Here is a 16401-nt window from a genome sequence, read left to right as displayed (position 1 = left end):
CTGGCGAGGAGCTGGGCCATCTGGCCCAGCGCGGCCTGCAAGGCGGAACGCAGCGACTGGGGGGGCCTCATCAACCCACCACCACGTTCACCAGGCGGCCGGCGACGATGATGATCTTCTTCGGCGGCTTGCCTTCGGCGAACTTGATGAAGTCCGGGTTCGCCAGCGCCGTCGCCTCGATCGCCGCCTTGTCCGACGCGGCCGGCACCTTGATCGCGCCGCGCAACTTGCCGTTGACCTGCAGCATCAGCTCGATCTCATCCTGCACCAGGGCCGCTTCGTCGACCTCCGGCCACGGGGCGTCGAGCAGGTCGCCCATCGGCGTTGCATAGCCCAGGTCTTGCCAGAGTTGCCAGGTGATGTGCGGACACGCCGGGTAGAGGGCGCGCAGCAAGATGCCGAAAGCCTCGCGAATGACACCCGGCGCACCGACCTTGAAGGCCTCGAGCGCGTTTAACAGCTTCATCGCCCCGGAGACGACGGTGTTGTACTGCATGCGCTCGTAGTCGTAGCTGATCTGCTTCAGCACGGTGTGCACCTCGCGGCGCAAGGCCTTGGCCTCCGCGCCATCGGCACCGCTGGTGTCGCCGCGCGCACGCAGCGCTTCGGCGTTCTTCACGCCGTAGTTCCACACCCGGCGCAGGAAGCGGTGCGCCCCTTCGACACCAGCGTCGTTCCACTCCAGCGTCTGCTCGGGCGGCGAGGCAAACATGACGAACAGGCGCGCCGTGTCGGCACCGTAGCGCTCGATCAGGTCTTGCGGGTCGACGCCGTTGTTCTTGGACTTGGACATCGTCGTCCAGCCCTCGTAATGCACCGGATTGCCGTCGGCCTTGGCCGTGGCCGAGAGCACGTGCGCGTGTTCGTCGCGCACGATGTCGAGATCGCTGGCCCAGAAATAGTCCTTGCCGCTGTCGGTGCGCGAGAACGCTTCGTTGAGCACCATGCCCTGCGTCAGCAGCTTGGTGAACGGCTCGTCGATCTTCACCAGGTGCAGGTCGCGCATCACCTTGGTCCAGAAGCGCGCGTACAGCAGGTGCAGGATCGCGTGCTCGATGCCGCCGATGTACTGGTCCATCGGCATCCAGTACTGGGTGCCGGCGCCGACCATCGCCTTGTCGTTGCGTGCATCGCAGTAGCGCATGAAGTACCAGGCGCTGTCGACGAAGGTGTCCATCGTGTCGGTTTCGCGGCGTGCCGGCTTGCCGCACACCGGGCAGTTCACGTTCAGGAACTGCGCGTGCTTGTTGAGCGGGTTGCCGCTGCCGTCGGGCACCACATCTTCGGGCAGCACGACCGGCAGATCCTTCTCGGGCACCGGCACGGCCCCATGCTCGTCGCAGTGGATGATGGGGATCGGCGTGCCCCAGTAGCGCTGGCGGCTCACGCCCCAGTCGCGCAGGCGCCAGGTGACCTTCTTCTCGCCCAGGCCCTTGTGGGCCAGCGCCGCGGCCACCGCGTCGACCGCATCCTTGTGGTTGAGGCCACTGAAGTTGTCGGAGTTGACGATCACGCCGCGCTGCTTGTCAGCGTACCAATCCTGCCAGTGGTCGTAGCTGTAGTGCTCGCCGTCGACGTGCACCACTTCCAGGATGTCGATGCCGTACTTCTTGGCGAACGCGAAATCGCGCTCGTCGTGCGCGGGCACACCCATCACGGCACCGTCGCCGTAGCTCATCAGCACGTAGTTGCCAACCCACACCGGCACCGGCTCGCCGGTGATCGGGTGCATCACCGTGAGGCCGGTCGGCACGCCCTTCTTCTCTTGCGTGGCGAGCTCGGCCTCGGTCGTGCCGCCGGTCTTGGCCTCTTCGATGAAGGCGGCCACGGTCGGATTGGAAGCAGCGGCGTGCTGGGCCACCGGGTGCTCCGGCGCCACGGCGCAGAAGGTCACGCCCATGATGGTGTCGGCACGGGTGGTGAACACGTAGAGCTTGCCGTCGCCGATGAGCTTGCCGTCAGCGCCTGCAATGTTGTGCGGGAAGGCAAAGCGCACGCCTTCGCTCTTGCCGATCCAGTTCTCCTGCATCAGCTTCACGCGCTCGGGCCAGCCGGGCAGCTTGGTGCTCACGTGCTCAAGCAGTTCGTCGGCGTACTTGGTGATGTTGAGGTAGTAGCCCGGAATCTCGCGCTTCTCGACCGGTGCACCCGAGCGCCAGCCGCGGCCGTCGATCACCTGCTCGTTGGCCAGCACGGTCTGGTCGACCGGGTCCCAGTTGACGACCTGCGTGCGGCGCTCGGCGATGCCGGCCTTCAGCATCTTCAGGAAGAACCACTGGTTCCAGCGGTAGTAGTCGGGCGAGCAGGTCGTGATCTCGCGGCTCCAGTCGATGGCCAGCCCCATCGCCTGCATCTGCTGCTTCATGTAGGCGATGTTGTCGTAGGTCCACTTCGCTGGCGGCACCTTGTTCTTGATGGCGGCGTTCTCGGCCGGCAGGCCAAAGGCGTCCCAGCCCATCGGCATCAGCACGTTCATGCCCTTCATGCGCAGCTGGCGCGTGAGCATGTCGTTGATGGTGTAGTTGCGCACATGGCCCATGTGCAGCTTGCCGCTGGGGTACGGCAGCATCGAGCAGGCGTAGAACTTTTCCTTGCTCGCGTCTTCAGTGACGCGGTAGGCGTCGGCAGCAGTCCACGCGGCCTGGGCTGCGCGCTCGATGTCGGTGGGCTTGAAATCGGGGTTCATGGGTCGAGCCGTGCAGTCGGCAGCCTCTTCGGGGGTGTGATCGGATTATAGGAACGCACTCTCACCGACAGCCTCTGCCGGGTTAAACGCCTGACCTCGCAGCGTCAGGGTTTTGTTCCGGCGGTGCTCGGCTCTCTTTTCACCGCATCCACGGCGTATTCGAGCATGGTGGGCGCAATGTACTTGCGGTGCGTGGCCGAGATCATGGCCATGTAGAACCGACCGAAGAGGTTCTTGCAGGCAACCCGGGTCGACAGCGAGAACTCGACCCGTTCGTCGTCGATGTGCTCGACGGCCACGCAGGAACGAAACACCAGGTGCTTGTCGTCTGCGCCGAGGATGACCTGCGCGAGATGGCCAGACACTTCCTGGCTGCGAACGGGGAACCGCCCAGCGAAGACTCCCTGCGTCGGCGCCGACAGCAGCGACGACACCGGGCAGCCGAGCGGAGATGTCCGCAGCTTGAGCGGGCGCACCAGAACATTCCGCAGCGACATCAACCGAGCCACGCCCACGGGCCTGTTGGCGAGGAAGCCATCCAGAAACGCCGCCAGCAATTCCGCCGCGCCAGCCCCGCGAAGCGCACCCAGAGACGCGGCCGGTAGCGTCAGCGTGAAGCGATCCTCGTGATGCACCCGGCGATCGGTCAGCTCCTTGCGAAGCAACGAATTAGCAGGAGACGCGTGGTGCTCGAACACGCGCGCCGGGCGGATCTCGCTCACATACCCCGCACCCGGCCGCCACCGCGCCCATGCACCGCAGATGTGGCCCAGGACGGACCGGTACTGCTTGCAGGCTGCCTCGAGCAAGCTGCCCGGCGCATCGTCGAGCGACAACACCGTGGTCGGCACCTCTGCGCGGTTCACCGGGCTGCGGCGCAGCAGCTCGACCACCGGCTCCGGCAGCAGCTGCGTGAGGGAAGGAATGTCGGCGCGATTGGCGATGACCTGCTGGCGCAGTTCGTCGCTCAGGTTGCCGCCGAGTTCGTTGGTGTGGCACGACAACGCGAAGAAGGCCGGGTGACCCGAGGCATCGTCCAGCGGCGAAAACTGATGCCAGGTTTCACCGGAGAAGCGCACCGTGAACAGGCAGTCCGGCGGAACGTTCACATAACGCAGCGCGCGCACGAAACTGGTTGGGTCCTGGGTGATCTCTTCCGGCGTGGCGCTGGAGAAGCGCAACTGCGAACCACCGCTGCCCGACACCGCTGTGAACACCCGATGGCCTTCGTGCCGATGAAACGGATGCCCGCGGTCGCCCACGCCGAAGGAGTACAGCGCGGTGGCGTCGCCCTTGGCGAAATCGGTGCCACCGAGCTTGGCAGACGGTTCGTCCAGTTCATCGACGAACTCATCGTGCTGGCGCTGGCGGGCCAGAACGCCATAGAACAGCTTGTTGCCAGAGCCGTGGGCCAGCCGGTCCACGAGGCAGACCTCCACCGGCACGCCGCCCGAACGGGAAGGCAGGGCAACAAAGGGAAAAGTGCTCGTCTGCCGTGTCTGCCGTCTCGACGACGTGTCGGCCTGCGCAAGAGATGGAGTCATCGGTCAGACCGGAGGTGAGCGTGGCGCATTCTCGCCGTGCCCTTGCGGAACGGTCAACGCAAGGAACGCACACCTTCAGAGACAACGTGCCTCAGAACCGCGGAAGCTCCGCAAAAGGAAGCAAGCCCTTGCGCACGTGCATCTTGCCGTACTCGGCGCAACGGGCCAGCGAGGGAATCACCTTGCCGGGGTTGAGCAGGCCGGCCGGGTCGAAGGCGCGTTTGACGGCCAGCATCTGCTCGCGCTCGGCGGGCGAGAACTGCACGCACATCGACGACAGCTTCTCGATACCCACGCCGTGCTCGCCGGTCACCGTGCCACCCAGCGCCACGCTGGTCTCGAGGATGTCGGCACCGAAGAGCTCGCAGCGGTGCAGCTGGTCGGGGTCGTTCGCGTCGAACAGGATCAGCGGGTGCAGGTTGCCGTCGCCCGCGTGAAACACGTTCACGCAACGCAGCTGGTACTTCTTCTCCATCTCGGCAATGGCGAGCAGGATGTCGGCCAGGCGCTTGCGCGGGATGGTCGAGTCCATGCACATGTAGTCGGGGCTGATGCGCCCGCTGGCGGGGAACGCGTTCTTGCGGCCGCTCCAGAAGCGCAGGCGCTGCGCCTCGTCACGGCTCACCTCCATGCGCGTAGCGCCGCTCTCGGCCAGCACGTCGAGCATACGGCCGATCTCTTCACTCACCTCTTCTGGCGTGCCGTCGCTCTCGCACAGCAGGATGGCAGCAGCATCGAGGTCGTAGCCCGCCTTCACGAAGCCTTCGACGGCGGCGACCATGGGCTTGTCCATCATCTCCAGCCCGGCGGGGATGATGCCGGCGGCAATGACGTTGGCGACCGCATCGCCGGCATGGCGCACGTCGCTGAAGCTGGCCATGATGCAGCGCGCAAGCTGCGGCTTGGGGATCAGCTTGACGGTGACCTCGATCGCCACCGCGAGCATGCCTTCGCTGCCAATCAGCACCGTCATCAGGTCGAGCCCCGCCACATCGAGCGCGTCGGATCCGAATTCGACCGCCTCGCCTTCGGCGGTGAAGCCGCGCACTCGCAGCACGTTGTGCAACGTGAGGCCGTACTTGAGGCAGTGCACGCCACCCGAGTTCTCGGCCACGTTGCCACCGATGCTGCAGGCGATCTGGCTGCTCGGGTCGGGCGCGTAGTAGAGCTTGTGCACGGCCGCCGCTTCGCTGATGGCGAGGTTGCGCACGCCGCACTGCACGGTGGCCGTGCGCGAGGTCGGGTCCACCTTCAGGATGCGGTTGAACTTGGCGAGGCTCAGCGTCACGCCCATGCGGTGCGGCAGTGCGCCGCCCGACAACCCCGTGCCGGCACCACGTGCCACCACGGGCACTTCCAGCTTGTGGCAGGCACGCAGCACGGCCGCCACCTGCTCCTCGGTCTCGGGCAGCGCGACGACGAGCGGCAGCTCGCGGTAGGCGGTAAGCCCGTCGCATTCGTACGGCGCGGTGTCTTCGCTCTGCCACAGCAGCGCGTGCGGCGGCAGCAGCGAGGTGAGTTCAGCAACCACGAGGGACTGGCGCGCCACGCGTTCGTCACGCGTGGGAGCGGGGGGCTGGGTCATGCTGTTCATCAGGCGCTCATCACATCAGGCTGGGCAAGCAAGGCAGACAGAAATCAGGCCGGGAACACCGTCAGCACACCGGTGTAGCCGTAGAGATGCCGGCGCGCGATTTCGCCACCGGCGAAGAAGCCCACCAGCGGCACATCGCCGAGCGCGCGGCGAATGATCGCGAGCTCGGCCGAGGGGGCACCAAAGTGCGGCCCGCCGCGGCCGACGCAGCTCACGTAGACGGCGCCGGCAATCTGCCGCGCCGGGTGCGGCGCTTGATCGGCATCGGCCCCATGCAAGGCGAGCGCGGTTTCGATGGGCAATTGCTCGGGTTCGACCTCTTCGCGGATCTCGCTGCAGATGCGCACCAGGTCGCGCCGCGCGGCCTCGGTGTCGCGTCGGCAGAAGGCGATCTGCATGCCCTCTTCCAGTGAGTCGCTCAAGGCCACGCCGCCGTTCGCCGGGTCGATGCCGGCGAGGTGGCGCACACGCGTGTCGGCGCCGAACTGGCCCGGGCGCGACAAGGTGTCGTCGCTTCCATCGCTCAGGCCCGCGAGCGTCTGGCGAATGCGGGGCAAGGCCTCGCGTGGCTCGCGGCCGCTCACGCCCAGGTCGCGCAGCAGGCAGTCGAGCGCCGGCTCGCCATCGAGCAGGGTCGCCACGTTGCGCTCGACCCGGGTGATGCGACGCACCGGGCCGATCGGCTGGCAGCCCTGGGTCACGCGCGACACCAGTGACACCTGCGGCCCGAAGGCCACACCCGACAAGCCGCCTTCGAACACGCCGTCGGCCACATGCAGCGGCTGCGTGCGAGCCGACGCGAGGCCACCGAAGAGATACCCCGTTGCCGTGCGGCCGCTCATCTCGGCGATCAGGTCGGGCAGCCCGTCGGCGCGCCCGTCGGCGTGCACTTGCGCGGTGTTCGGCACGAAGCCGCTCGGCGCCTGGGCCAGCGGCCGTGCGCCCGAGAACACGCTGAACTGGTCACGCGGCAGGTCGCACAGCATCAGCGCGATCGCGGGCTCGTCGAAATACTCCACGCCATTGGCCGACACGCCGACGCCCGCCGAGCCCACCCACGCCGCACCCGGCCACCGGCGCTGCAGCTCGGCCAGCAAGGCGTTGGCCTGCGGCGCGTAGTGGTCGCTGAAGTACACCCAGCCCAGGGTGGGCTGGCGGATGTGCGTGCCTGCGGGGTCGCTGCGCTGGGCGTCGATCTGCGCCGCCGCGAGTGCCACGGCCATGCGCCAGTCGGGGTGCGTGGCGTGCGCGTGTGCAAACAGCTTCATCGCGTGGTGCAGCCCCGGTTCAGGATTGTCTGGGGCTCGCGCGCTTTCGCGCACCGGCGGTCGCCTTGCGCGCCACCTTGGCCGGCACGCCCGCGGCCTTTTTGAAGGTCTGGCCGGCCGCTTCGGCCGACTGCTTAATCATCGCGCCGGCCAGGTTCTTGGCGGCATCGGTGGCGCTGTCTTTCATGGCAGACGCAGCGAGCTGGGTGAACTGCTTCGTGAGCGCGCCCCACCACTGCATCGGGTCGACGCCGGGCGGCGGGGCATCGGCGGCACCTTTGCCTGAACTCTTCGCGCCCGCCTTCGCCGGCTTGTCCTGCCTGTCGTCGCCTGGCCGGATGGTCAGCGATTCGCGCAGGTCGCTCATCTGCACGTTCATGGTCTTGAGCGTGGACAAGGTCATGCGCTGCACCTCGAGCGCCTGGATGGTCGCGCCCAGCATGCGGGCGTTCTGCTCCAGCCAGAACTGCACCGTGCGCAGCTCTTCAATGCGTTTCTCGAGCTCTTCAGGGTTGAGAGTGGGCGCCACCCATTGCCCGATGTTGGGCAAGGCCGAGCCGGCGTTCTTGACCAGTCCCTGAAGGAAATCGAAGCCCGGAACGAGCTTGGTGAAGTTCGGTGTGTCGGCCATGGCCTTGTCTCCTTGGGGCTCGAAGGTTTTGTGCAACCGATTGTGCCCACGTTGCCGCTGCCGGGGCAAACCCATCATCAGCCTGAAAGGATTGACAGGTGTGCCGCCTCCGCTTTTGCGCAACCCTGCACGGCCGGGCTTTCCACGGCCCGACACGGGCTCACGAGGGCTCTGCGTCCATTGTTCACTTCACGAGGATGACACATGAGACCTTTTGACAAAGCCCTCTTCGCCGTGCGCGCACTGAGGGCCAGCATGGCGGCCCTGGCGTTGGCGAGCCTGCCGCTTGCGGCGAATGCCGGCGGCGCAGCCGTCACCGCAGCCCCTCAGGCCGCAGCAGCCGCGAGCCCGGCGCCCACCGACCGGCTCATCATCAAATACCGCAGCGGCACGGCGGGCCCCAGCACGGCAGCCACCTCGGCCGACCGCACGCTGCTGCACCGCAATGCGCAGCAGGTCGCGGCCCGCCTGGGCCTGCAGCTGCAACTGCAGCGCATGGGTGCCTTCGACACCCATGTGATGCGGCTCGGCCAGCGTCTGCCGCAAAGCACCGTCGAACAACTTGCGCGCGACATCGCCGCCGCGGACCCGAACGTCGAGTACGCCGAGCCCGATCGAATCCTGCAGGCGCAATTCACGCCGAACGACACGCAGTACGGCCAGCAATGGCACTACTTCGAAGCCACCGGCGGGTTGAACCTGCCGGCCGCATGGGACAAGTCCACCGGCACAGGCGTCGTCGTGGCCGTCATCGACACGGGTTACCGCCCGCACGCCGACTTGGCCGCCAACATTCTGCCGGGCTATGACTTCATCATCGACACCGCCGTTTCCAACGATGGCAACGGGCGCGACAACAACCCGCAAGACCCGGGCGACGCCGTGGTGGCGGGCGAATGCGGCACGGGGTCTCCGGCTCAGGACGAGTCGAGCAGCTGGCACGGCACCCACGTGGCCGGCACCATCGCCGCGGTCACCAACAACGGCAGCGGCGTGGCCGGCGTGGCGTACAACGCCAAGGTCGTGCCGGTGCGTGTGCTGGGCAAGTGCGGCGGCTACACCTCGGACATCGCCGACGGCATCGTCTGGGCCTCGGGCGGCACGGTCGCGAGCATCCCCGCCAATGCCAACCCGGCGCGCGTGATCAACATGTCGCTGGGCGGCAGCGGCACCTGCGACACGACCACGCAGAACGCCATCAACTCGGCGCGCAGCCGCAGCACGGTGGTGGTAGTGGCGGCAGGCAACAGCAACGCCAACGCGGCCAACTTCTCGCCGGCAAGCTGCTCAGGCGTGATCACCGTCGCGGCCACCAACCGCAGCGGGGGGCGCGCGTACTACTCCAACTACGGCAGCGTGGTCGCAGTGGCGGCACCCGGGGGCGATATGCGCTCCAGCGCGGCCAACGGCATCCTGTCGACGCTGAATGCCGGCGCCACCGCCCCGGGCGCCGACAACTACGCCTACTACCAGGGCACCTCGATGGCCACGCCGCACGTGGTGGGCGTGGTGGCGCTGATGCTGGCCAAGAACTCGGCACTGACGCCGGATGAGGTCGCGACGCGGCTGAAGGCATCGACACGCGCCTTCCCGGCCACCTGCTCTCAGTGCGGCACGGGCATCGTCGACGCCAGCGCGGCGGTCGACGCCGCGGCAGGCGGTGGCACCACGCCGCCGGCGACGGGCAACGAGGTCGAGCCCAACAACAGCACCTCGGCGGCGCAGGCCGTGACCAAGGGCACGACCATCAGCGGCACCATGAGCAGCAGCACCGACACCGACTACTTCAAGGTCACGGTCGCGGCCGGCGCCACGTTGGCGTCCACGCTCACGCCCAACAGCAGCTCCGACTACGACCTCTATGCCTACAACAGCAGCGGCACGCAAGTCGGCAGCAGCGTCAAGGGCACGGGCCTGGTCGACGCGGTGACCATCACCAACAGCGGCTCCGCTGCAGCCACCTACTACGTGCGGGTGCGCTTCTACTCGGGCGGCACCGGCAGCACCGGTGGCACCTACACGCTGGCCATCAACTGACGACAGCGTTCAGAGGCTGACGAACGAAGAGGCTCCGCGAGGAGCCTCTTTCACAGGCTCTCAGGGCTTGAACTCGATGCGCTCGACCTTGTAGCCGCGGCGCGCCAGCAGTGCGGGCAGGCCCGATTTGCCAAACATGTGCAGGCTGCCAACGGCCGCGAAGACGGTCTTGCCGCCGGCATGCAACGCGTCGATGCGCGCGGCCATGGCGGGGTTGCGGTCGTCGAGCATGGCCTTGAGCGTGGCACGCTCGAGCGCCGTCTTCGCGCAGTCGCACCACTCGCGGTAGCGCAGCATCGTGTCGGCATCGCCATCGGCCCACACCTGGGCCACGCGCAGCAGCATCGGGCGAGCCCGGTCGTGCTCGAGGTCGTCGAGCATCTTCTCCAGGCCTTCGCGCAAATCGCCCGCCGAGCTGCTTTTCAGCAGCTTGAGCTGCAGCTCGGGTGTCTCGAGCGACACCACGGTCTTCATCTGTTCCCGCGCGATGTGCGCGAGCGCGGGGTCGATGCCGTAATTGGCGTCGAGGCCATCGCGCCGCACCGACATCATCACCAGCAGCGCACCGACCATCTCGGGCGACATGGCGCTCAGCATCTCGGGCGGCGCGCAGGCCGCGCGAAGGTGCTCGCGCAGGCGCAGGGCCAGATCCTCGGGCAGCTCAGCCCCGGGCTCGCCAGCCTGGGCCGAGAAGCCGCTCTGCAGCCGGCGCATCAAGGCGGCATCGGTGATGTCGAGCTCGAAAGCGACGACCTGGCTGGCCCGCAGGGCCGCGCTCACCTTCGGGCCTGGGAACATCCACTCCATGCGCGCGATGTGGATGGTGCCGTAGAGGTAGGAGCTGCGGCCGTTCTTGCTCACGCGCCACAGAAAGCCGTGGTCGCGTGCCTGTTCGGCGCCGCGGGCGCGCTCTTCGGCCGTCGGCATGTGGGGCGTTGGCGGGCACTCGACTGGCGCTGCTGCCGGTGCCGTCGTTGTTTGTGCTGCCGTCGTTTGCGCCACGGCCTGCAGCGCTATGCACAGCCACATTGCAGCGACGAAGCGCTTCATCGCTTGGCTCCGGTGTCGATGGTCAGCACACCGTCGTGCTGCTGCCAGCGCAGCTTGCCGAGCACGTCCATGCCCAGCAAGGGTCGGTCGCTCAGGCCGGCCAGTGCGGTGATGACCATGCGCTCGACGCGCACGCCACCTTGCAACATCAGATCGGCCCGCACCAATTCGCCGGTGACCACGCCGCCGGCGGTGTCGCTCTGCACACGGCGCAAGGTTTCCAGGCCGAGCTGGCGCGCCATTGCCTGCGACATGGCGGTGCCGGTGGCGCCGGTGTCGATGAGGAAGTCGACCTCCAGCCCGTTGATGCTGCCCGGCCAGTGGTAGTGGCCGTCCGGCCCGCGGCGAATCTCGATGACCTCGCCCTTGGCCGAGAACCGCGTCTCGTGCTGTTGGCGCTCGAACATCTGGAAGCCCAGGAACACGGCCAGGCCGACCAGGAGCCAGACGGTGGCGATCTTGAGGGTGTGCGGAAACTCGGAGCTCATCGTGGCACCAGTGTGCCGCGTTTGCCGTTCACCCACGGGGGCTCAGGCTGCTTCGATCGGTGTGGCCACGGTCTGGTCGATTGCGCCGAACACGGTCTGCCCGTCCAACCCTTTCATCTCGATGCGGATGGTGTCGCCGAACTGCATGAACTCGGTCTTGGGCTCGCCGGTCTCGATGGTCTCGATGGCGCGCTTCTCTGCCACGCACGAGTAGCCGTGCGTCCAGTCCTTGTTGCTCACGGTGCCGCTGCCGACGATGCTTCCGGCGCGCACGTTGCGGGTCTTGCAAATGTGGGCGATGAGCTGGCCGAAATGGAAGGTCATCTCCGGGCCGGCGTCGCACAGGCCGACGCGCTTGCCGTTCCAGGTGCTCTGCACGGCCAGGTTCAGGCGGCCGCCGTTCCAGGCGCTGCCCACTTCGTCGGGCGTCACGGCCACCGGGCTGAAGGCGGTGGCCGGCTTGCTCTGGAAGAAGCCGAAGCCCTTGGCGAGCTCGGCCGGAATGAGGTTGCGCAGGCTCACGTCGTTGGCGAGCATCAGCAGGCGGATGCCTTCGAGCGCTTCATCGGGCGAGGTGCCCATGAGCACGTCGCCGGTGATCACGGCCACCTCGGCCTCGAAGTCGATGCCCATCTTCTCGCTGGGCACGACGATGTCGTCGCAGGGGCCGAGAAAGTCGTCGCTGCCACCCTGGTACATCAGCGGGTCGGTGTAGAAACTTTCGGGCACCTCGGCATTGCGCGCCTTGCGCACCAACTCCACATGGTTGATGAAGGCCGAGCCGTCGGCCCACTGGTAGGCGCGCGGCAGCGGCGCCATGCACATCTTGGGGTCGAAAGGAAAGGCATGGCGTGCGCGGCCTTGGTTGACCGTGGTGTAAAGATCTTCGAGCTGGGGCGAGAGAAAACTCCAGTCGTCGAGCACCTGCTGCAATCGCGTGGCGATGCCGGTGGCGTAGTGGGCAGTGGCGAGGTCGCGCGACACGACGACCAGCTGGCCGTCGCGCGAGCCGTCTTTGTAGCTTGCAAGTTTCATGGTCTTCTCATTTCGCTAGGATGGCCGTATCGCTTATTGTCAACGCATGCATTCCGCCGCTGCCACTCCCTCCACGCTGCGCCGGCCCTGGTTCCGGCTGCTGACGGTGGCAATGGGCGTGGCCGCGTTGCATGTGGCGTTGTGGCAAGGCGTGGCCGACTCGTTTGCCGCCGGTACGGTGCCCGATCGCGCGTTGACCGCGCTGCAAGTGCGCACTGTCACGCCGCCAACGCCGCTCGATGTGCAGCCCGTGGCGGAGGTGATCGTCGCCAAGCCCAGCCCGCCGCCTCGCCGAACACCCGCTGCCGTGCCCGTCGCCGTGATCGAACCTGAGCAGACGCCACCCGTGCCCCCGCCGGAACCCGCGACCGAACCCGTGCTCGTGGCTGCCGTGCTGCCGGCTCAAACCAGCCTCGAGCCCACACTGGTGGTCAACGCAGCCGATGACGTGCCGGTGTATCGCACCCAGATGCCGCCCGCGATGACGCTCCACTACGACATGCGACGCGGTGCGCTCAGTGGAACGGGCGATCTCGAATGGCGCCCCACGGCGAAGGGCTACCAGGCTCGCCTGGAGGGGCGCGTCGCCGGCTTCAGCATCCTCACCTGGGCCAGCCAGGGCAACTTCGATACGGCGGGGATTGCGCCGACGCGCTTCACCGACCAGCGTCGCGGCAAGAGCGAGCAGGCCGCCAACTTCCAGCGCGAAGCGGGCAAGATCAGCTACTCAGGCCCGTCGACCGAATACCCCTTGATGGACGGGGCGCAAGACCGGCTGAGCTGGATGATCCAGGTGGCCGCCATCGCGCAAGCCGACCCCAAGCGTGTGGCGCCGGGCAAGCGTGTCGCGATGTTCGTGACCGGCGCAAGAGGCGACGGCGACGTGTGGTCATTCCTCGTGCAGGGCGTCGAAGACGTGAGCACGGGGAGCGGCAATCTGCGCGCCATAAAGTTGCTGCGCGAGCCGCGCAAACCGCACGACACCCGCGTCGAGGTGTGGCTCGCGCCCAGCCTGCATTACCTGCCCGTGCGCGCGCGCCTGTCCAGCGACGACTCGGCCCTCGACCTGCAGTTGCAGACGGCTCAGCCGGCCTCCTGACCCACGGGCAAGGGTATTAGCGGCATCGGCGTGGCTTGAATACGGCCTTTCCGTCCCGAAGTAGCAGCGAAGGAGATGCCTGATGCAAATGCTCTACAACTCGGATAACTTCGCTGTGGTGCAGTTCGACGTCCCTGACGCCGAGGCCAGCGCGAGCCGTGAAACCCTCTCGCGTGGCGGCTATGAGATCGTCGACAAGTTCGCCCGCAAGGAAATATTCATCGAGGGCGCCATGGCCGAAAGCTTCAAGGAAGGCGTCGAGGCCCTCATCGAGACCTCGCCCTCCGAAGAAGAGATGGACGATTACATCGAGCGATATTCCTCGCTGATGCAACAGCCGCTGATCTTCCACTGATCCCGTACCGACCCTCGCGCGGTGCCCTGCCGCGCGGGTGAATCGCCGCACGCGCGGCGAGCTTTTGCACACTCTGCGGAACCTTTGCACACGCCTTGGCAAAAGGGGGCTTGTCGCATCCGGGCTGCTGCGCCAAGATCGCCCCGGAAGTTTCCTGCCGGAGGTGCCGATGGCGACCCCTCACATTGATGCACGCGTGGTGCTGTCACCGGGCCTGAAAGAGGCTCCGGTGCTCGACCGCATGTGCTCGCAATTCGTGCTCACGCTGACCGTGCGGCACGCAGGGCGATTCAATGTGCGGCGTGACTGGAACGGCCTGCTCTCGCTGACCGGCAAGCACCTGGTGTGGCCCACGTCGGTGCTGGCGCGGTTGCGCGCTTTTCTCAACGTGCGCTGCAAGGGCAACGAACACTGGCCGAACCACGAAGGCCTGAGCGACGCCGTCTTCATGCAGCGCCACGGCGGCTGGAACGGCCCGTACGAAGAGGGCACGCTCTTCTTCTACATCGACGAATACATCAAGGACGCACCGAAGGACCTGCTGGCCGTACTCGGTGCCACCGCCGACTGGCTCGACCGCAGCCTGAAGAAAGAGTCGACCCTCGTCGAGAAGAACATCGACGCGCTCGCCGGCCTGCTGCAGCTCAACCCGGCCGAACGCGCGCTGCTGCTCTATGGCACCCTCGCCCGCTACCAGCGCGATCTGCGCGGCTTGCTGGTGGAGTTCAAGGTGTCGAACGCACAAGAGGCTTATGCCGCCATCGCCGCGGTGGCTGGCGTGAACGAACAGGACGTGGCCGAGGCCCTGCGCGCGGGCTCGCGGCTCGAACGCACCGGCATGGTCGAGAACCTGATCTCCGAGCACAACATCACCGACCTGGCCGATCTGATGAAGGTCAGCGAGCAGCTGCCGCCGGTGCTGATGCGCCACTACGAGGGCCCGTCCGACCTGATGGCGGTGTTCACACGGCCGGCCACGCGCAGCGAGCTGAACCCTGAAGACTTCCATTTCGTCGGCGTCGACCAGCAGGTGCTGACCTCGCTGTTGCGCAACGCGGTCGCGCGCAAGGCGCCTGGTGTCAACGTGCTGCTCTACGGCCCGCCCGGCACCGGCAAGACCGAGCTGGCCAAGGTGGCGGCGCAAGCGGCTGGCCTCGAGCTGTACGAAGTGGAGTACGCCGACCGCGACGGCAACTCGCTGAGCGGCCGAGACCGTTACCGCTCGCTGCAGATCAGCCAGGTGTTCCTGAAGAGCAGCCCGCAGGTCGCTCTGTTGTTCGACGAAGTGGAAGACGTGTTCCCGCCGATCTCGACCGATGCCGCGCAGCTGATGGCCCGGCTCGACACCGGCGACGGCGCGCTGTCGGGCAGCGTGAGCGGCAAGGCCTGGGTCAACCAGATTCTCGAGACCAACCCGGTGCCGGTGATCTGGGTCACCAACCGCATCGAGCAGATCGACCCGGCATTTCGCCGCCGCTTCCAGTACCACCTTGAACTGAAGAGCCCGCCGCCCGGCGCACGTGAAGCGCTCGTCACGCGGGCGCTCGACGGTGTGAGCGTCTCGGCCGACTTCGCAGCGCGACTGGCGGAGCGCAAGGGGCTCACGCCGGCGCAGGTACGCACCGCCGTGAAGTTCGCCAAGCTGGCAGCCGATGAGGTGGCCGGCACGACGATGGAATCGCTGATCGAGCGCCAGTTGGGCAACGCTGACAAGGCGCTCGGCAGCACCAGCAACGAGCGTGGTGCACGCCGTGTGGTCACTCAGTACGACCTGAGCCTGGTGCACACCGAATCGCGCTTCGAGTTGCCGCGCATCATCGAGGCACTGCGCCGCAAGGGCTATGGCACCTTGTGCTTCCACGGCCCGCCCGGCACCGGCAAGACAGCGCTCGCCGAGCACATCGCGCAGCAGCTGCAGCGGCCGTTGATGATCCGCCAGGCGTCTGACCTGGTGAGCAAGTACGTCGGCGAAACCGAGACCAACATGGCGCGCATGTTCGACGAGGCGCAGACCGAGCAATCGGTGCTACTGCTCGACGAGGCCGACAGCTTCTTGCGCAGCCGGCGCATGGCCGAGCGCAACTACGAGGTGAGCGAGGTCAACGAGATGCTGCAAGGCATGGAGCGCTTCTCAGGCGTGTTCATCTGCACCACCAACCTGTTCGACGATCTGGATGAAGCGGCGCTGCGGCGCTTCACCTTCAAGATCCGCTTCATGCCGCTGACGGCCGGGCAGCGCGAACGCATGTTCGTCGCCGAGGCCCTGGGCGGCGATGCCAGCCTGCTGAACGCCGAACAGACCGAGCGCTTGCACCGGTTGGACGCGCTGGTGCCGGGCGACTTTGCATCGGTGAAGCGGCAGGTCGATGTACTGGGCGAGGTCTTTTCGCCCGACGAATTCCTGTCGCAGCTCGAGGCCGAGCACCGCGTGAAGCCCGAGGTGCGCCGCCGCAGAGACATCGGGTTCCTGCACTGAACGAGACTTCCGTCACGCCCCAGTAGCAACGCTCAAGCCGCCTCCCGTTCGGCCGATAAAGAACGGACGACCGTGTGGCCGAGGGTTCGATGGAAGAGATATTTCTCGAGTGGAGGTTTCGCGCAGATTTGTGGGCCG

12 protein-coding genes are annotated in these 16401 nt (G+C 66.9%); 4 read left to right on the top strand and 8 right to left on the bottom strand.

Annotated elements, in window-relative coordinates:
- Nucleotides 1–70 precede the first annotated feature (70 nt).
- From leuS to AC1DYS_RS05695, 5 genes are all read right to left on the bottom strand, one after another.
- Nucleotides 71–2686: a leucine--tRNA ligase gene (leuS, locus tag AC1DYS_RS05715; protein WP_477896896.1), complete on the bottom strand. Its 2616-nt coding sequence runs from the start codon at nucleotides 2684–2686 to the stop codon at nucleotides 71–73.
- 104 nt (nucleotides 2687–2790) lie between these two features.
- Complete coding sequence (locus AC1DYS_RS05710) at nucleotides 2791–4230, bottom strand: DUF2867 domain-containing protein (protein WP_477896894.1); 1440 nt, start codon at nucleotides 4228–4230, stop codon at nucleotides 2791–2793.
- 91 nt (nucleotides 4231–4321) lie between these two features.
- A complete protein-coding gene (locus tag AC1DYS_RS05705) occupies nucleotides 4322–5824 on the bottom strand; it encodes an FAD-linked oxidase C-terminal domain-containing protein (protein WP_477896892.1) in 1503 nt (500 codons plus the stop codon).
- A gap of 44 nt (nucleotides 5825–5868) precedes the next feature.
- Nucleotides 5869–7092 (bottom strand): FIST signal transduction protein, encoded by a 1224-nt coding sequence (locus tag AC1DYS_RS05700; protein ID WP_477896890.1) that lies wholly within the window; start codon nucleotides 7090–7092, stop codon nucleotides 5869–5871.
- 19 nt (nucleotides 7093–7111) lie between these two features.
- Nucleotides 7112–7723: a PhaM family polyhydroxyalkanoate granule multifunctional regulatory protein gene (locus AC1DYS_RS05695; RefSeq protein ID WP_477896888.1), complete on the bottom strand. Its 612-nt coding sequence runs from the start codon at nucleotides 7721–7723 to the stop codon at nucleotides 7112–7114.
- Nucleotides 7724–7927: 204 nt separating this feature from the next.
- On the opposite strand from AC1DYS_RS05695, the gene AC1DYS_RS05690 reads away from it, so the two are divergent.
- The gene (locus AC1DYS_RS05690; RefSeq protein WP_477896886.1) at nucleotides 7928–9760 is read left to right on the top strand and encodes a S8 family peptidase; all 1833 of its coding nucleotides are present in this window, start codon (nucleotides 7928–7930) and stop codon (nucleotides 9758–9760) included.
- A gap of 60 nt (nucleotides 9761–9820) precedes the next feature.
- Here AC1DYS_RS05690 and AC1DYS_RS05685 read toward each other — a convergent pair whose 3' ends face one another.
- Genes AC1DYS_RS05685 through AC1DYS_RS05675 form a run of 3 tightly spaced genes read right to left on the bottom strand, consistent with a single transcriptional unit; the run spans nucleotide 9821 to nucleotide 12333 of the window.
- Nucleotides 9821–10810 carry a TraB/GumN family protein gene (locus tag AC1DYS_RS05685; RefSeq protein ID WP_477896884.1) on the bottom strand — a complete coding sequence of 330 codons (990 nt, stop codon included), beginning with the start codon at nucleotides 10808–10810 and terminating at the stop codon, nucleotides 9821–9823.
- Complete coding sequence (locus AC1DYS_RS05680) at nucleotides 10807–11298, bottom strand: retropepsin-like aspartic protease family protein (RefSeq protein ID WP_477896882.1); 492 nt, start codon at nucleotides 11296–11298, stop codon at nucleotides 10807–10809. The genes AC1DYS_RS05685 and AC1DYS_RS05680 overlap by 4 nt, the downstream gene beginning before the upstream one ends.
- A gap of 42 nt (nucleotides 11299–11340) precedes the next feature.
- Nucleotides 11341–12333 (bottom strand): fumarylacetoacetate hydrolase family protein, encoded by a 993-nt coding sequence (locus AC1DYS_RS05675; protein WP_477896880.1) that lies wholly within the window; start codon nucleotides 12331–12333, stop codon nucleotides 11341–11343.
- A gap of 46 nt (nucleotides 12334–12379) precedes the next feature.
- Here AC1DYS_RS05675 and AC1DYS_RS05670 point away from each other — a divergent pair, with 46 nt between their 5' ends.
- From AC1DYS_RS05670 to AC1DYS_RS05660, 3 genes are all read left to right on the top strand, one after another.
- A complete protein-coding gene (locus tag AC1DYS_RS05670) occupies nucleotides 12380–13432 on the top strand; it encodes a DUF3108 domain-containing protein (RefSeq protein WP_477896878.1) in 1053 nt (350 codons plus the stop codon).
- An 82-nt stretch (nucleotides 13433–13514) separates the two neighbouring features.
- Nucleotides 13515–13787, top strand: coding sequence for a BTH_I0359 family protein (locus tag AC1DYS_RS05665; protein ID WP_477896876.1), 273 nt, complete (start codon nucleotides 13515–13517; stop codon nucleotides 13785–13787).
- Between the two features lie 169 nt (nucleotides 13788–13956).
- Complete coding sequence (locus AC1DYS_RS05660; RefSeq protein WP_477896874.1) at nucleotides 13957–16263, top strand: ATP-binding protein; 2307 nt, start codon at nucleotides 13957–13959, stop codon at nucleotides 16261–16263.
- Nucleotides 16264–16401: the final 138 nt, after the last annotated feature.

This window comes from Rhizobacter sp. P2_G4 (assembly GCF_056403575.1).
The sequence above is the reverse complement of the archived record's forward strand: the minus strand, read 5'-3'. Positions and strand labels throughout refer to the sequence as shown.